This is a genomic window from Oceanimonas smirnovii ATCC BAA-899 (assembly GCF_000381965.1).
Classification (GTDB): Bacteria; Pseudomonadota; Gammaproteobacteria; order Enterobacterales; family Aeromonadaceae; genus Oceanimonas; species Oceanimonas smirnovii.
Map to the genome: position 1 here is coordinate 66,258 of NZ_KB908465.1, position 16,937 is coordinate 83,194.

Consider the following 16,937-nt stretch of genomic DNA (forward strand, 5'->3'; position numbering starts at 1 on the left):
TTGGGCATTAACCCCACCCCAGCCCTCCCCTTAAAAAGGGGAGGGAGCCACTTATACGCTCCTCCCCCTTTTTAAGGGGGAGGCCGGGAGGGGGTTGGCCCATTCCCTACTCCCTAAAGTTTTCAGCCAGCTCTCTGGGGTAGCCCCGGGCTTCGGCGAGTTGTATGGCAGTGGCCTCTACTTCGGCGGCAGTTTGCCGGCTGACCAGTGTAATTTCCGGGTTCAGCGGGCCTGTGTGGTTCAGCCAGCACAGTTCGGTGAGCTTGCTGACGATGCGGTCGGCGGCGGTGAGTGCCGAGCTTGCCTTTACAATTTCTACCCGGGCGTAGTGGTGCCCTTCAAAGGACACATCGGCGGCGCGCAGTCTGGGATCGCTGCCCGGAATTTGCTGAGCACCAAACAGCGGTTTGCCGGCGGGGGTGGCGCGGGCAAAGTCGGGCAGCAGTCGCGCCATATGCTCAATGGCACGCTGGGTGCGTGTTCGGGCTTCATCGGCGTTCCAGCCTTCATTCAGTTGCTGGCGATAGGCCTCCGGCAGGCGCGGCTGGGCGCTGTGCGCGGGGTTAGCCACCAGACCGTTCTTGAACAGAGTAATGGCGTCGGTCATGCCGTGCAGCTGAAACAGGCCATTGGGGTAGGGGGTTAACTGGGCCATGCCCTGAGGCGTGCCGCGCTCGCCGTGAAAAATCACCTCGGGCCAGTGGGCAGACACAGGCCAGCGGGCCAGATAGGCGGCCTTGTATTCCACCAGCCGCTCACGACGATAGCCGGCCATATCATCCACCAGACCGGTACGAAAGCCGCAGGCGTTTACCAGAAAGTCCACTTCATCCATGCATTCGCCCTTTGGCCCCACGCTTTGCACCAGCCAGCTGCATTCACGCTGCTCAAGCCGAGTGGCACGGGTATTCAGGCGCAGATCACACAGAGGGGAACGGGTTAACGCAAGAGTGGCAGTGGCGGCCATGCGAAACAGGCTCCAGCCGTATTCCTGCACCAGAATAAGCGGAAACTTGAGGGTGTCGGCATTCAGCTGGTGCGCCAGCGGGATCATCCAGTCGTCATGGCACTCGGCACGGACCGGCAGAGGCCGCTTTGCCAGCGCTTCGAATTCTTCGCGCTCATAGCAGCGGTAATAATCACCGGGCTCGCCCAGCATCTTGTTAGCCGGGTTTTCAGTGACCAGCCGCTGATATTCCCGCGCCACCTGGCGCAGCCGGGGCAGCAGGGCGTTCGGGTTGCCGGCATCGGTCACCGGCACCGCAATCACGGTGGGGCGGCGGTTAATGCTGTGAGGATAGGCCCGCACCGAGTCGATGGACTGGCGCAGCAGGGTCAGACACTGCTGATCGCTGATCTCCCGGTACAGGTTGCCCCCTGCATGCAAATGGCAGAACGGCGGCCCGTTTACCAGGCCGGTGCTGCTTTCCAGCAGCAGGGTGTGAATGCCCATATCGGTGAGGCGCAGTGCCACTGTGGCACCGGCAATGCCGCCACCCAGAATGCCCACCCGAAGCGGGCGCTGGGCATAAGCGGCGCAGGATTCTGTGTTCATTTGGTCTCGGTCAGGATCAGAATATAGCGCCGGTGCAGCCGGCGCTGTTGTTGTACGTCCCGTCCGTGGGAGTGCGCATCAGATCCGATGCGCGGCAAATTCATTAAGCATGTCGTCCACCAGCGCCAGCCGGGCTTTGGCGTCATTGCTGGGAATGGCAAAGCGCAGCCTGGTGGGGCCCTCCATTTTGTAGATGCGGGGCTGACTTTGCAACAGGCCCACCAGATAGCCGGGGTCGACTTTGGCGTCTTCACCAAAATTAATGGTCCCTCCTTGCGGACCGGCATCAATCTTCTCGATGCCAAGCTCGCTTGCCTTTGTTTTGAGTGCAGACAGCGCAATCAGGTTTTTGCCCGGCTCCGGCAGCAGGCCAAAGCGGTCAATCAGCTCCACCTGCAACTCGCGCAGAGCAGCATCGTTCTCGGCAGCGGCAATGCGCTTGTACATGGACAGGCGCATGTTCACATCGGGAATATAATCGTCCGGCAGCAGGGCGGGCAGACGCAGCTCAATCTCGGTCTGGCTGGCCAGCAGCTTGTCCAGCGCCGGCTCCTTGCCGGACTGCAGGGCTTTTACTGCCTGCTCCAGCATTTCCATATACAGGCTGAAGCCAATGGCAGTGATCTGGCCGCTCTGCTCGTCGCCCAGCAGCTCGCCGGCACCGCGAATTTCGAGATCATGGGTGGCCAGGGCAAAGCCGGCACCCAGATCTTCCAGTGCAGCAATGGCCTCAAGCCGCTTTTTGGCGTCTGTGGTCATGCGTTTGGGATGGGGCGTGAGCAAATAGGCATAGGCCTGATGATGGGAACGGCCTACCCGGCCCCGCAACTGGTGCAGCTGGGCCAGGCCCAGCTTGTCGGCGCGGTCCATGATAATGGTGTTGGCACTGGGCACATCGATGCCGGTTTCGATGATGGTGGAGCACAGCAGCACGTTAAAGCGCTGGTGATAGAAGTCCGACATCACCTTTTCCAGCTCGCGCTCGCGCATCTGACCGTGGGCAATGCCAATGCGGGCCTCGGGCACCAGGGTGCGCAGGGCATCCAGGCTGTTTTCTATGGTCTGCACCTCGTTGTGCAGATAATAGACCTGACCGCCGCGTTTCAGCTCCCGCAAAATGGCCTCACGCACCACGGTCGGATCCGACTCGCGCACAAAGGTCTTTACCGCCAGCCGCTTGGCTGGCGGCGTGGCAATAATGGAGAGATCGCGCATACCGCCCATGGCCATGTTCAGGGTGCGCGGAATGGGGGTGGCAGTAAGAGTGAGAATGTCCACGTCGGCACGCAGCGCCTTGATCTTGTCTTTCTGGCGCACACCAAAGCGGTGCTCTTCGTCCACAATCAGCAGGCCCAGATCTTTAAAACGCACATCCTGGCTGAGCAGCTTGTGAGTGCCAATCACAATATCAATGCTGCCGTCTGCCAGCCCTTCCAGGGCCTTGTCCTGCTCCTTGCCGGTCTTGAAGCGACTAATCAGCTCCACCTTGACCGGCCAGTTGGCAAAGCGGTCACGAAAGTTGTCGTAATGCTGCTGCGCCAGCAGGGTGGTGGGCACCAATACCGCCACCTGCTTGCCGCCGTGCACCGCCACAAAGGCGGCGCGCATGGCCACTTCGGTTTTGCCAAAGCCCACGTCGCCGCACACCAGCCGGTCCATGGCCTTGGGTTGGGTCATGTCGGTGAGCACGGCACTGATGGCCTTGAGCTGATCGTCGGTTTCCTCAAAGGGAAAGGCATCACAGAACTGGCGGTAGGCGTTCTTGTCGTGGGCAATGGCCTGGCCCGGCTGGGCGGCCCGGCGGGCATACACATCCAGCAGCTCGGCGGCCACGTCCCGCACTTTTTCGGCGGCCTTGCGCTTGGCCTTGGCCCAGGCGTCGTTGCCAAGGCGGTTCAGGGTGGGCTCGTCGGCACCGCTGTAGCGGCCTACCAGATGCAGGGCGGTCACCGGCACATAGAGCTTGTCACCGCCGGCGTATTCCAGGGTCAGATATTCCGACTTCATGCCGCCGGCGTCCAGGCTTTGCAGGCCCAGGTAGCGGCCCACGCCGTGATCCAGATGCACTACCGGCTGACCGATGGACAACTCAGCCAGGTTACGAATAAGGGTGTCGGGGCTGAGGCTGGCGGACTTTTCCCGCCGGCGGCGCTGGATCACCCGGCCACCAAGCAGGTCCCCTTCGCACACCAGCGCAAAGCTGTCGTTCAGCACAAAGCCCTGTGCCAGCGGGCCCACCAGCAGGCCCAGTTTATCGCTGCCGGCGGCAAAGTCGTTCAGGCTCTCCACCGGTGTGAGCTTAAGGGGAGAGCCTGCCAGCAGCTCGGTCAGCGCCTCGCGCCGGCCGGCGCTTTCCACCGAAAACAGAATGCGCCCGGCAAAGGACTGACAGAAATTCAGCAGTCGCGCCAGGGGCTCGGTTTTCTGGTGCTCTACCTCAAGCAGGGGCAGGGCAGACACAGGCGCATTTACCCGATCGCCTTTTTCCGGTACCGGATCCTGACTCAGTTGCAGCCGCGGCCAGTGATTCAGTTGCTGCATCAGGGCATCGGGTTTTAAATACAACTCGTCGGGTGCCAGCAAGGGGCGCAGCATGTCGTGACGGCGGTCTTCGTAACGCTCGTTTACATCGCGCCAGAAAGTCTGTGCGGTGGGCTCTATATCACCCACTGCCAGCACCTGCATGGACTCGGGCAGGGCATCAAACAGTGTATTGGTCTGCTCAAAAAACAGCGGAAAATAATACTCAATGCCCGGCGGCAGCTGACCCTGGCTGACACGGTGATAAAGCGACTCCGGCTCATTGCGCAGGGCAAAGCGCTCTCTGTACTGGCCGCGAAATCGCTCTATGGCCCCGCTGTCGGTAGGAAACTCCCGGGCCGGCAGCAGCCGCACTTCGTTTATCTTGTCGCGGGAGCGCTGACTGTCGGGATCAAAGGGGCGCAGGGTATCAATTTCATCATCAAAAAAGTCGATGCGCACCGGCTCTGCCGCCCCCATGGGGAACAGATCCAGCAGCGCTCCCCGGGCGGCAAACTCACCATGCTCCAGCACCTGCTCCACGGCACGGTAGCCGGCTTGCTCCAGCCGCTGGCGCAAATGGTGCATATCCTGCCGGTCGCCCACTTTAAGCAGCAGGCTGTTTCGCTCCAGCCAGTCCCGGGGCGGCGTGCGCAGCATCAGAGTGGTCACCGGCACTATCAGCAGACCCCGGCTTAATGCCGGCAGACCATAGAGGGTTTCCAGCCGCTGGGAGATAATGTCCTGATGGGGTGAAAACTGATCATAGGGCAGGGTTTCCCAGTCGGGCAGCAGCTGCACCGGCAAGGTGGCATCATTCAGCAGATGGCGCACTTCCTGCTCCAGCCGCAGGGCGGTGGGGGTGTCGGGCACCACCAGCAACATACGCTGGTGGTGCTGTTTCACCTGATGAGCAATGGCCAGAGCCAGGCTGCTGCCAATCAAACCGCCCAGGCTGGCTCTGGGTTTGGGCGTGGGGCTGGAAATATTAATCATGAGGCAGGTTTGTCATTCTGTTGGGCGCGCTGCTCGGCGCGGGCTTTAAGTTGTTTGGCCTGTAGCTGCAGGCTGGCGCGAATAAGGGCGTCTCTGTCCTGCTCGCGAATACAGGTAAAGCGGCAGTGGCAGCGGTTGGCATCGGGGCCGTTATGCACTTCACCATAGGCAAAGACCGCCACCGAATATTCCGGCAAAAACAGTTTAATGCGCACCGCCTGGCCGTCGGTCATGGGGTGTCGCGGGGTAAAGTCAAAACCGCCGCCGCCCAGGGTCAGGGTGTAGCTGCGGCAGTCCGGGTCGTCCTGCTCTGCTAATACATGACTCAGCACCAGGTCGATTTTGCGGGACTGCTGATTAATCACCTCCACCAGATCACTGGCGTGATCGTCCAGGTTACGCAGCAGCCGGGCCTGATGGGTGTCAATGCGGGTGACTTCGCTGATCAGCCGGAAAGGACCGGGAATGTCGGCCTCCAGTTGTTCCACATCGGGCACGGTTTCGCCTTGCTCCAGAGGAATAAGATTCACCCGGGCACGATACTCCACACTGAAATAAGGATCTGTCATGCTTCGCTGCTCTTGTTGCGCCTGTCACAAGCCTTTATTATTCCGCAACTTGCGGGTGACGTAAAACCCTTTGAAAAAACGGAAGATTATGCCATGTTTCAACCCCTGACGCTGATGCTGGGCCTGCGCTATGCCGGTGCCCGTGGCCGGCGCAGCTTTGCCTCCTTTGTTTCCGGTTTTTCCACCATTGGCATTTTGCTGGGGGTGGCGGCACTGATGCTGGTGTCGTCGGTGATGAACGGCTTTGAGCAGCAGCTCAAAACCAACCTGCTGGGGGTCATTCCCCATGCGCTGGTCACCAACGACGCCCGCCGGCTGAGCGACCCCGAGGCACAGGCCGGGCGCTTTGCCGGCGTGCCCGGTGTGCTGGCAAGCAGCCCCTTTATCAGCGCCGAGGCCATGGTGCAGGGGCCGGCGGCACTGACCGGTGCCGAGCTGTACGGCGTGGATCCAGATAATGCTTCAGACCGGCTGCTGAGCCAGCTGGATGAACAAACCCTGGGTTATTTTCGCGACCTGCCCTATGGCGTGGTGCTGGGTGCCGGTCTGGCCCGCGAGCTGGGCGTCACTCCGGGTGACAAGGTGCGTCTTACCGTGACCGAAGGCAGTCGTTTTACGCCGCTGGGCCGGGTGCCCAGCCAGCGGCTGTTTACTCTGGTGGGTACCTTTGCCACCGGCCAGGATGTGGACCGTCAGCTGGCCCTGACCCGGCTGGAAGACGCCGGCCGGCTGCTGCGTTACCGCCCGGGACAGGTATCCGGCCTGCGGCTGTGGCTGGCGGATCCGTTTGAGGTGAGTGAGCTGCCGGCACTGGATTCCGGCCTTAAGTACGAAACCTGGCAGCACAGCCGGGGCGAGCTGTTTCAGGCGGTGGCCATGGAAAAACGGCTGATGAGCCTGATGCTGGCGCTGATTATTCTGGTGGCGGCCTTTAATATTCTCTCTGCCATGGTGATGGTGGTGACCGACAAGGAAGCCGAAATTGCCATGCTGCAGACCCTGGGGCTGAGCCGTAACCGCGTGATGGCGGTATTTATGATTCAGGGCGGCTTCAGCGGTGTGCTGGGCAGTTTGCTGGGCTTTGCGCTGGGGCTGCTGCTCACCCTTAATCTGGATGCGGTGCTTAACGCCCTGGGCATTAACTTTTATTCCTCTGCCGGCGGCAGTCAGCTGCCGGTGCTGCTGCTGCCGGCTCAGCTTGTGACCATTTTGTTTTCCACCCTTGCCCTGTGTGTGCTGGCCAGCCTGTATCCGGCCTGGCGGGCGTCCCGGGTGCAACCTGCCGAGGCCCTGCGCTATGAGTAATTCGTTGTTGACGGTTGAAAACCTGACCAAAACCCACCGCGACGGCGAGCGCTCGGTGAGCATTTTGCATGGCGTGAGCCTGGGCCTGAACGCCGGCGAGAGTTTGGCGGTGGTGGGCAGCTCCGGCTCGGGCAAAAGTACCCTGCTGCATTTGCTGGGCAGCCTCGACACGCCCACGTCGGGCCGGGTGCTGGTGGAAGGGGAAGATCTGCACCGGCTGCCCAACCGGGCTCAGGCCCGTTTTCGTAACCAGAAAATGGGCTTTGTGTATCAGTTTCATCATCTGCTGGGGGAGTTCAGCGCCCTGGAAAACGCCGCCATGCCACTGCTGATTGCCGGCCGGCCGGTGGCCGAAGCCAAAGCGCGGGCTGAAATCCTGCTGGGCCGAGTGGGGCTGGCGCACCGGCTGGATCACCGCCCGGCTCAGCTTTCCGGTGGTGAGCGCCAGCGGGTGGCCATTGCCCGGGCGCTGGTGAACAAGCCGCGGCTGGTGCTGGCCGACGAGCCCACCGGTAACCTGGACGCGCACAGCGCAGCGGATGTGTTTGCGCTGCTGGCAGAGCTGCAAAGCGAGCTGGGCACCGGTCTGGTGGTGGTCACTCACGATCTGGCGCTGGCGGGGCGGCTCAACCGTCAGGCCCGGCTGGTGGACGGCCATCTGGAGGAACAGTAATGTTTCGGCCATTACCGGTTTATCTGGGCTGGCGTTTCAGCCGGGCCAAACGGCGCAACCGTTTTATTTCCTTTATTTCGGTGGCCTCCATTCTGGGCATTGCCATTGGCGTGAGTGCGCTGATCTTGGGGCTGTCGGCCATGAACGGCTTTCAGCGTGAGCTGGAAAACCGCATTCTGTCTGTGCTGCCCCATGGCCAGCTTTATACTGCCGACGGCCCTGTGGCCAACTGGCAGCCCATGCAGGCCAGTCTGGAGCGGGCGAAGGGCATAGAGGCGGTGGCTCCCTTTGTGCCGCTGGAAGGGCTGCTCAGCAAGGGCAGCATGCTGAAGGCGGTGCAGTTGCAGGGGGTGGACCCAGAGCGGGAAATGCGCATCTCGGCGCTGGGGCCCTATCTGGACGGCGGTAACCTGGACGCGCTTAAGCCCGGTGAGCGGGGCATTATTCTGGGCCAGGCCATTGCCGATAAGCTCAAGCTTGAAACCGGCGACAAGGTCTCTTTATTACTGCCATCTCCCGATGAGCAGGGCTTTGGTTCACCCCGCCGCCATGCCTTTACCCTGGTAGGGGTGCTGCGCCTCGGCGGTCAGCTCGACACAGTGCTGGGCTATACCCATATTCAGGACGCTCAGGAGCTGAAAGGCATGGACGACAGCGTGATGGGCTTTCATCTTAAGGTGAATGAGGTGCTGGCTGCCGATCGCATCAGCTTTGATGCGGCCATGGGGCTGCCCGCGGGCTTTTATGTAACCAGCTGGATGAACAGCCAGGGCAATATCTACCGGGATATTCAGCTGGTGCGCACCCTGATGATAGTGGTGCTGCTGCTGGTGATGGCAGTGGCCAGCTTTAATATTGTGTCTACCCTGGTGATGGCGGTAAACGAGAAAAAAGGCGACATTGCCATTCTCAAAACCATGGGTGCCGGGCCCTGGCAGATTCGGGGTGCCTTTGTGGTGCAGGGCATGCTCAATGGCGTGACCGGCGTGCTGGCCGGCGGCCTGCTGGGAGCCTTTCTGGCCAGCCGGCTGTCGGAGCTGGTGGCCGGTGTCGAGCGGCTGACCGGCCACAGCGTGCTGAACCCGGATGTGTATTTTATTGACTTTATTCCTACCGAGTTTCACTGGGCAGATTTGTGGCTGGTCACCGGCTCGGCACTGGTGCTGATCTTTATCGCCACTCTCTATCCTGCCTGGCGGGCGGGACGGCTGCTGCCAAGGCAGCTGTTGGGAGAAGGGTAAAACATAGCTGGAAGCTTGAAGCTGGAAGTAAAACATGCCAGCTTCCAGCTACGGCTCGCGTCGTGCGCGCCGGCGCAGCAGCGCCAGCTGCACTTTCCAGCGCCAGCCCAGGCGGGTGAGCAGCCAGCCCAGCGCCGCCGAGGCAAGGGCCAGCAGCAGGCTGCCGGCAAACAGGGGAGCGGCCACTGCCAGCGCTTCGTGCTCCAGTGAGAAGCCGGCGCTGAACTGCACCTCGGGCTGGTTCAGCAATGTTAAACCCAGCTCATAGGCAAGATAAAACATGGGAGCTATGGTAAGCGGATTGTTTACCCACACCATGGCAATGGCCAGAGGCAGGTAGCCGCGCATCAGCACTGCCAGAGCAATGGCTACCAGGGTATGCATGGGCAAGGGCAGCCAGGCGGCAAAGAGCCCGGCCGCTACCGCCACGGCGGCAGAATGCCGGTTACAAAACCAGTAGTCCGGATCCAGAAGGCGATCACCAAAAAGCCGTAACACTTTGTGCTGACGCAGTGCCTCCTGGCTGGGCATTCTGTTGCGAACCCACTGGCGCAGCATCAGCGCTCCCGCCGTCGTCGTTTCCACTGGCGTGACACTGACCAGCGCCACAAGCCGTGAATAAACATATACCCAATGGCCGAACTCACCAGCGCCAGCACCAGGCTGCCCAGTAAAAAAGGCGGGCCTGCGGTGCTCATGGCACCGGCCAGCCAGCTCAGACTCACTTCAAAGTGCTCGTAATGGTGGGGCCGGTTCAGCAGGAAAGAGCCCAGGCGATAGGCAAAATAAAACATGGGGGCCATGGTTAACGGGTTGGTCAGCCATACCAGTACCGCCGACAGCGGCAGATTAACCCGAAACAGCATGGCACCGCCGGCGGCGACCACCATCTGAAAGGGAATGGGCAGCCAGGCACAAAATAACCCCACTGCAAAGGCACCGGCAGCGGAATGACGGTTCAGGTGCCACAGGTTGGTGTCGTGCAACCGGTTGCCAAACAGGCTCAGGTATTTGTTGTTTCTGATGGTACCTTGCTCGGGCATCAGACGTTTCAGGATCTTTCTTGGCATTTGCTCCAGGTCCGCAATACTTACCGGATGGACAAGCGGCTGTTTTTCTTTTGTGCTGGCATTGCCAGTTGCCTGTGGTGGCCCTGGCTGCCGGCCCGGGAACTATGGATACCACTGGCGATATTAAGTGTTGCCGGTGGGCAGACCCGCCCCGCTGCAGCCGCTTTTATGCTGGGGGTAGTGTGGGTGTTATGTTTCAGCCACTGGCAGCTGAGCTGGCTGCAAACCACCGATGCCATGGATCGCAGTCAAATCATGACGGCCCGTGTACTGGAGGTTCAGCCCCGCCAGGATGGCGTCAGCCGGCTGATTGTCGGCCTGACTCACCTGCAGGGTCAAGCACTTTCACCCAGGCCCCGCGTTCTGCTGAGCTGGTATGGCGAAAATCCGTCCCCTCAGCCCGGCGATCGCTTCAGTGCCATCACTCAGCTGTCACCCCCCCATTCGTTGCTGAATCCCGGCAGTTTTAACAGTGCCCGCTGGCTGCTGGGGCAGGGTATCACTGCCAGAGGTTATATTACCGGCACGCTTGCTATCAGTCCGGCCCGCACCGGGTTAAGGCAGCAGTTGTTGCATCGGTTTAATCTCAGCACGCATTCCCTGGCGTCGCAAGCCTGGCTCAGGGCGCTGAGCTTTGGTGAGCGCAGCGGACTGACCAGCGACGACTGGACCATGCTGCGTGCCCTTGGTGTCAGCCATTTGTTTGCCATTTCGGGGCTGCATATTGGTCTGGTAGCGGGACTGGGCTGGCTGGCCGGACGACTCACCGGCCATTACACCACGGGCCTGGTGGCTGCGTTGTTGCTGGCTGCCGGCTATGCCTGGCTGGCCGGGTTTGGGGTAGCCACCCAGCGGGCGCTGCTGATGCTGGCATTATGGCTGGGCTTGCTGTGGTGGGGCCGGTTCTGGAGCGGGCGGCGTATTTTGCTCAGCACCATGGCCTTGTTGCTGGCAGTCAACCCCTGGCTGGTGCTGAATCTGGGGTTCTGGATGTCAGTGCTGGCGGTCGCTGCCCTGCTGGCGCTGGCCGGCGGACGGCGCAGCCTGTGGCGTTTGCAGCTGGGGCTGGGACTGTTGTTATTGCCGCTGGTGATGCTGCTGTTTGGTGGTGTCAGCAGTTTATCGGTGCCGGTGAATCTGATACTGATCCCCTTGTTTTCCCTGCTGTTGATACCGCTGCTACTGGTGGCGTGCTGTTTGCTGCTGTTATGGCCGCCACTGGCTGCTCCGGTGTTTTCGCTGCTGAACAGTCTGTTTACGCCCTTGATGAGTGCGCTGCACTGGCTGGCGGCTTATCTCTCTCCCTGGGCAGAATTATCAGCCTTTGCTCAGGGTATGATACTACTGCTGATGTTGCTGTCGCTGGCACTGTTACTGCCCGCCGGGCGCTGGCTGGCGCTGCCGCTGGTGTGGCTGGCCGGATTGTTGTTATGGCCTGGTCCGTCCTGGCAGGTGCGGTTGCTGGATGTGGGGCAGGGGTTGTCGGTGCTGGTGACCCAGGGAGAACGGGCGCTGCTGTATGACACAGGTAACCGGTTTCCGTCGGGTTTTAATATGGCCGATGGCGTTATTTTGCCCTTGCTGGCCCGGCTGGGAATAAGCAAACTCGACTACCTGATAATAAGCCATGAAGACAGTGATCACAGTGCCAACCGCCACTATCTGGCCAGCCGGTTGCCGGTAGCAAAACGGTGGGGAGCCTGGCCTCACGGCATGCCCTGCCGGGCGGGGCAGCTGCGACAATGGGGCAGGCTGCAGCTGGAAATGCACTGGCCGGTCAGTCCAAGTGGCCATCGTAATAATGACTCCTGCGTATTGCGCATTACCGATGGCAGGCTGGCAGTCTTGCTGACCGGTGATATTGAACGCCGGGCTGAGCAGGTGCTGATCAGCCGGAAAACACGATTGCAGGCGCAGCTGCTGTTAAGTCCGCACCATGGCAGCGGCAGCTCTTCCAGTGCGGCGTTAATTGAAGCCGTATCACCGGCCTGGGTGGTACACACTGCCGGCTTTGGTAACCGCTGGGGTTTTCCTGCCGAGGAGGTGCTGGCCCGTTATCAGGCCGCCGGGGTGTATCAGTTGATCACAGGGCAAGACGGCATGATCCACTTTGCCGCCAGTGGTGATCAATGGCGCAGAGTGGGGCAAGGGCGGCCCGGCCCCTGGTATCAGCAGCTGGCCGCCTGGCGTGAAACTGGCAGAAATGCGGTGGGGCCGTTAGAATAGCGCCTCGTTTTCCACGGCAGAGTTTTTATGTCTACAGATGTACACTCCTCGTCCTGGCCTGTGCTCAAGCGCCTGCTGGCTTATGTAAAGGAGCGCAAGCTCGGCCTGGTGGCTGCCATTATTGGCATGGCTGGCTATGCCGCCGTTGACACTACCTTTGTGTATTCCATCAAACCGCTGATCGACGAAGGCCTGACCGGTGATAATCCTGCAGTGCTGAAGTGGATGCCGTTTTTTGTAATCGGTATCGTCTTTTTACGCGGCCTTTGTACCTTTTTGTCGGGTTACTGCATGGCCTGGGTGGGTAACCATGTGGTGATGTCGCTGCAGCAGCAGGTGTTTGACAAGCTGATGGCCATGCCGGTGGCATTTTTTGATAAACACAATACCGGTAATTTGCTGTCAAAGGTCACTTACGATGCGTCTCAGGTATCTTCTGCCGCCAGCTCCACCCTGGTCACCCTGGTGCGTGAAGGGGCTACCGTCATTGGCCTGCTGGGGCTGATGTTTTATCACTCCTGGCAGCTGTCACTGATTTTCTTTGTGGTGGGGCCGGTAGTAGGCATCATGATAGCGGTGATCAGCCGTCGTTTTCGCCGCATCAGCAAGGGTATGCAGGCAGCCATGGGCAACATCACCAGCAGCACCGAACAAATGCTCAAAGGCCATAAAGAAGTGCTGATGTTTAACGGCCAGAAGGTAGAAAGTGGTCGTTTCTTCAAGGTGAGCAACAAGGTTCGCCAGCAGAACATGAAAATGGTGGCCGCCGATGCGGTGGGCACGCCGCTGGTGCAGGTGATTGCTTCTACTGCACTGGCCATTCTGCTTTATGTGGCCAGCTTTGACGGTATGCAGGAGCAGCTGACTCCGGGTACCTTCACCGTGATAGTGACCTCTATGATGATGCTGATGCGCCCGCTGAAGAGTCTCACCCAGATCAATGGCCCTTATCAGCGCGGCATTGCCGCCTGTCAGAGCCTGTTTGAACTGCTCGACAGTGACGCCGAAACCGATAAAGGCACTCAGCCACTGGAACGGGCCGAAGGCCATATTGAGTTTGACAAGGTGACCTTCTGTTATCCCACCAAAGAAACGCCGGCTCTGAAAAACATGAGCTTTACCCTGGAGCCGGGCAAAACCGTTGCGCTGGTGGGCCGCTCCGGCTCGGGCAAAAGTACCATTGCCAGCCTGCTGACCCGTTTCTACGACATTAATGACGGCGAAATTCGTCTCGACGGCGTTAATATTCAGGATTATAAACTCAGCGATTTGCGCCGGCAGTTTGCGCTGGTGTCCCAGCACGTGCACCTGTTCAACGACACCATTGCCAACAACATTGCTTACGCTGCCGAAGGACGTTACAGCCGTGAGCAAATAGAAGCCGCCGCCAAACTGGCCTATGCCGATGAGTTTATCAATAAGCTGGATCAGGGTTACGACACCGTGATTGGTGAAAACGGGGCCAGTCTGTCCGGTGGTCAGCGTCAGCGTATTGCCATTGCCCGGGCCCTGCTGCGCAATGCGCCGCTGTTAATTCTGGATGAAGCCACCTCGGCGCTGGATACCGAGTCGGAGCGTCATATTCAGGCCGCTCTCGACGAGTTGCGTAAAGACAGAACCGCGCTGGTGATTGCGCACCGGTTGTCCACCATTGAAAATGCCGATGAAATTCTGGTGATTGATGAAGGCCGCATTGTAGAGCGTGGCAGCCATGCCGAACTGATGGCTCATCATGGCGCTTATGCCCAGCTCAGAACCATTCAGTTCGGCGAACACTGATGCGAGCCTGGTACCGGGGGGCGCGCTGGTTGTGGCTGCTGTGGCCACTGAGCCTGTTGTTCGCGCTGATAAGTCACCTGCGCCGGCAACTGTTTGCGCTTGGTCTTAAGCGAGTTTACCGTGCGCCGGTGCCGGTGCTGGTGGTGGGTAACCTCACCGTGGGTGGCAACGGCAAAACGCCTGTGGTGGTATGGCTGGTGGAATGGCTGCGTGCTCAGGGTTACCGCCCGGGCGTGATCAGCCGGGGCTATGGCGGCAAAAGCGAGCAATATCCGCTGGTGCTTAATGACAATACGCCAGCCGCTCAGGCCGGTGATGAGCCGGTATTGATTTACCGGCGCACCGGTTGTCCGGTGGTGGTGGGGCCAGGGCGGGCCGATGCTGCAGCACGGCTGGCGGCGCTGGGCGTCGACATTATTATCAGCGACGACGGCCTGCAGCACTATGCGCTGGCACGCGACCTGGAGCTGGTGGTGGTGGACGGCCAGCGCCGCTTTGGCAATGGCCGGCTGCTGCCCATGGGGCCGCTGCGGGAAGGCAAGTGGCGGCTTAATAGCGTTGATGCGGTGATCAATAATGGCGGCCCTGTCCAGTCCGGTGAATATCTGATGACGCTGGCACCCGGCGAGCTGCGGCCGGTAAGCGGCGAGGGTAAAACGCCGGCGTCCGGCACCACAGTGCATGCGCTGGCGGGCATCGGCCATCCGCCGCGGTTTTTTAACACCCTGCAGGGCCTTGGCTTTATACTGGATAAACAAATAGCACTGGCAGATCATGAGCCCATGCGGCCGGCTGAGCTGGTATCGCTTGCGGACAAGCCTTTGCTGATAACGGAAAAAGACGCGGTTAAATGGTCCGGCGGCCATGATGACTGCTGGTATTTGCCGGTGCAGGCCTGCCTGCCGGCGGAGTTTGAACAGATGCTGTCGAAACGACTAAAGGAGCTGAATCATGGCAATTGATGCCAAACTGGTGGAAATTATTGCCTGCCCGGTATGCAAGGGCAAGCTGCAACTGGACCGGGAGCACAATGAGCTGGTGTGTCGTTTTGACCGTCTGGCCTATCCTATTACCGAAAACATTCCGGTGCTGCTGGAAAGCCGGGCTCGCCGGCTCGATCTGGATGAGCTGCCGGGATGAGTTATACCGTTGTTATTCCTGCCCGCATGCAGTCTACCCGGCTGCCGGGCAAGCCCCTGGCAGATATTCACGGCAAACCCATGATCGAGCGGGTGGCAGAGCAGGCGCTGAAAAGCGGCGCGGGGCGGGTGGTGGTAGCCACCGACGACCAGCGTATTGCTGATGCTCTGGCCCATACCAGTGTTGAGATATGCCTGACCGGCAGCCATCATGAGTCCGGCACCGAGCGACTGGCAGAAGTCGTTGAACAGCTTCAGCTGGCCCCCGATGAAATAGTGGTGAATGTACAGGGCGATGAGCCCCTGCTGCCGCCGGTCCTGATAGATGAAGTGGCGGCACTGCTCGCCAATGACAATGCGCCTATGGCCACTTTGGCCACGCCACTGCTGCATACTGATGAACTTACCGATCCTAATGTAGTGAAGGTGGTACACAGCCTGCAGGGCAGGGCACTTTACTTCAGCCGCGCCGCCATTCCCTTTGACCGCGATAATACCAATGCCCGCCTGGATCATTGCCTGCGCCATATTGGTATCTATGCCTACCGTGCCGGTTTTATCAGCCGCTATGTGGCCCTGCCTGCCGGCCCTCTGGAACAACTGGAAAAGCTTGAGCAACTGCGCGTGCTCTGGCATGGCGAGCACATCGCGCTGGGAGTTGCCAGTGAAATACCCCCTGCTGGTGTGGACACACCCGCCGATCTGGAGACAGTACGCCGCTTGCTGGCCACTTGTACCCATAAGGTTTAATTCGTATCTGCCGGCAACAGCCGATGCTGCCGCATAATTTAAAGCAAATATCTGAGGACATTATGATTACCCTGGGTGAATACATAGTAAAAACACAGTCTGAATACCCCAGCGCCACCGGCGAGCTATCGTCGCTGCTGTCGTCCATTCGTCGTGCTGCCAAAATTGTAAACCGTGAAATTAACCGTGCCGGTCTGGCAACCGACATCATCGGTGGCAGCAATGGCAGCCAGAATGTACAGGGTGAGGTTCAGCAAAAACTGGATGTATTCGCCAATGACAAGTTCAAGGCGGCGCTGGAAGCCCGTGGCGAAGTGTGCGGCATTGCCTCCGAAGAAGAAGACTATTTCGTCTGTTTCGACAGCGCCAAGCGCAGCGACGCCAAATACGTGGTGCTGATGGATCCGCTGGACGGCTCCTCCAACATAGACGTGAACGTGTCTGTGGGCACTATCTTCTCCATTTACCGGCGGGTCAGTGAGCCGGGCACGCCGGTGGTGATGGAAGACTTTCTGCAGCCGGGCGTGAATCAGGTGGCCGCCGGCTATGTGGTATACGGCTCCTCCACCATGCTGGTGTACACCACCGGCAACGGCGTGCACGGCTTTACCTACGATCCGTCCCTGGGATCTTTCTGCCTGTCTCACGAAAACATTCGTATTCCCGAGCAGGGCACCATTTATTCCGTAAACGAAGGCAATTACATCAAGTTTCCGGAAGGCGTGAAGAAATACATCAAATACTGCCAGGAGCAGGACGAAACCACCAAACGCCCTTATACCTCCCGCTATATCGGTTCACTGGTATCCGATTTTCACCGCAACATGCTGAAAGGCGGTATTTACATTTACCCGTCCGGCACCAGCGCCCCCAACGGCAAGCTGCGCCTGCTCTATGAGTGCAACCCGCTGGCATTCCTGGCCGAGCAGGCCGGTGGCAAGGCATCTGACGGTTATCAGCGCATTATGGAAATCAAACCCACCGAGCTGCACCAGCGCACCCCTTACTTTGTGGGCTCCACCGCCATGGTGGAAAAAGCCGAAGGTTTTATGAGTGAGTTCTCAGCGGCCAAGTAAGCCCGAATTTATTCGTGCAAACCGGCCATCCTGCATCA

At 59.8% G+C, this 16,937-nt stretch carries 14 protein-coding genes; 9 read left to right on the forward strand and 5 right to left on the reverse strand.

Going from position 1 to position 16,937, the window contains the following annotated elements; genetic code table 11:
* Positions 1-106 precede the first annotated feature (106 nt).
* From G364_RS0112520 to G364_RS0112530, 3 genes are all read right to left on the reverse strand, one after another.
* Positions 107-1,555, reverse strand: coding sequence for an FAD-dependent oxidoreductase (locus G364_RS0112520; RefSeq protein ID WP_019935493.1), 1,449 nt, complete (start codon positions 1,553-1,555; stop codon positions 107-109).
* Between the two features lie 78 nt (positions 1,556-1,633).
* On the reverse strand, positions 1,634-5,071 hold the full coding sequence (gene mfd / locus G364_RS0112525; protein WP_019935494.1) for a transcription-repair coupling factor: 3,438 nt from the start codon (positions 5,069-5,071) through the stop codon (positions 1,634-1,636).
* Positions 5,068-5,640: a PilZ domain-containing protein gene (locus G364_RS0112530; RefSeq protein WP_019935495.1), complete on the reverse strand. Its 573-nt coding sequence runs from the start codon at positions 5,638-5,640 to the stop codon at positions 5,068-5,070. Before G364_RS0112530 ends, mfd begins: the two co-directional genes overlap by 4 nt.
* Positions 5,641-5,733: 93 nt before the next feature.
* Between G364_RS0112530 and G364_RS0112535 the strand changes: the two genes are divergently transcribed.
* Genes G364_RS0112535 through lolE form a run of 3 tightly spaced genes read left to right on the forward strand, consistent with a single transcriptional unit; the run spans position 5,734 to position 8,859 of the window.
* The gene (locus G364_RS0112535) at positions 5,734-6,945 is read left to right on the forward strand and encodes a lipoprotein-releasing ABC transporter permease subunit (RefSeq protein ID WP_026344889.1); all 1,212 of its coding nucleotides are present in this window, start codon (positions 5,734-5,736) and stop codon (positions 6,943-6,945) included.
* The gene (gene lolD / locus G364_RS0112540; RefSeq protein WP_019935497.1) at positions 6,938-7,618 is read left to right on the forward strand and encodes a lipoprotein-releasing ABC transporter ATP-binding protein LolD; all 681 of its coding nucleotides are present in this window, start codon (positions 6,938-6,940) and stop codon (positions 7,616-7,618) included. Before G364_RS0112535 ends, lolD begins: the two co-directional genes overlap by 8 nt.
* A complete protein-coding gene (gene lolE / locus G364_RS0112545; RefSeq protein WP_019935498.1) occupies positions 7,618-8,859 on the forward strand; it encodes a lipoprotein-releasing ABC transporter permease subunit LolE in 1,242 nt (413 codons plus the stop codon). Before lolD ends, lolE begins: the two co-directional genes overlap by 1 nt.
* Before the next feature lie 48 nt (positions 8,860-8,907).
* On the opposite strand, the gene G364_RS0112550 is transcribed toward lolE, so the two are convergent.
* A complete protein-coding gene (locus G364_RS0112550; RefSeq protein WP_019935499.1) occupies positions 8,908-9,417 on the reverse strand; it encodes a DUF2062 domain-containing protein in 510 nt (169 codons plus the stop codon).
* Entirely contained in the window at positions 9,417-9,929 is a 513-nt protein-coding gene (locus G364_RS0112555) for a DUF2062 domain-containing protein (protein WP_026344890.1), read from the reverse strand. Before G364_RS0112555 ends, G364_RS0112550 begins: the two co-directional genes overlap by 1 nt.
* A gap of 27 nt (positions 9,930-9,956) precedes the next feature.
* Here G364_RS0112555 and G364_RS16570 point away from each other — a divergent pair, with 27 nt between their 5' ends.
* The 6 genes from G364_RS16570 (at position 9,957) to fbp (ending at position 16,899) form a co-directional block, all read left to right on the forward strand.
* Positions 9,957-12,155, forward strand: coding sequence for a DNA internalization-related competence protein ComEC/Rec2 (locus G364_RS16570; RefSeq protein WP_019935501.1), 2,199 nt, complete (start codon positions 9,957-9,959; stop codon positions 12,153-12,155).
* Between the two features lie 27 nt (positions 12,156-12,182).
* Positions 12,183-13,934, forward strand: coding sequence for a lipid A ABC transporter ATP-binding protein/permease MsbA (gene msbA, locus G364_RS0112565; RefSeq protein WP_019935502.1), 1,752 nt, complete (start codon positions 12,183-12,185; stop codon positions 13,932-13,934).
* Complete coding sequence (gene lpxK / locus G364_RS0112570) at positions 13,934-14,896, forward strand: tetraacyldisaccharide 4'-kinase (RefSeq protein ID WP_019935503.1); 963 nt, start codon at positions 13,934-13,936, stop codon at positions 14,894-14,896. Before msbA ends, lpxK begins: the two co-directional genes overlap by 1 nt.
* Entirely contained in the window at positions 14,886-15,074 is a 189-nt protein-coding gene (locus G364_RS0112575) for a Trm112 family protein (protein WP_014292329.1), read from the forward strand. Before lpxK ends, G364_RS0112575 begins: the two co-directional genes overlap by 11 nt.
* Positions 15,071-15,823 carry a 3-deoxy-manno-octulosonate cytidylyltransferase gene (kdsB, locus tag G364_RS0112580; RefSeq protein WP_019935504.1) on the forward strand — a complete coding sequence of 251 codons (753 nt, stop codon included), beginning with the start codon at positions 15,071-15,073 and terminating at the stop codon, positions 15,821-15,823. The genes G364_RS0112575 and kdsB overlap by 4 nt, the downstream gene beginning before the upstream one ends.
* 62 nt (positions 15,824-15,885) lie before the next feature.
* Positions 15,886-16,899: a class 1 fructose-bisphosphatase gene (gene fbp / locus G364_RS0112585; RefSeq protein ID WP_026344891.1), complete on the forward strand. Its 1,014-nt coding sequence runs from the start codon at positions 15,886-15,888 to the stop codon at positions 16,897-16,899.
* Positions 16,900-16,937 lie beyond the last annotated feature (38 nt).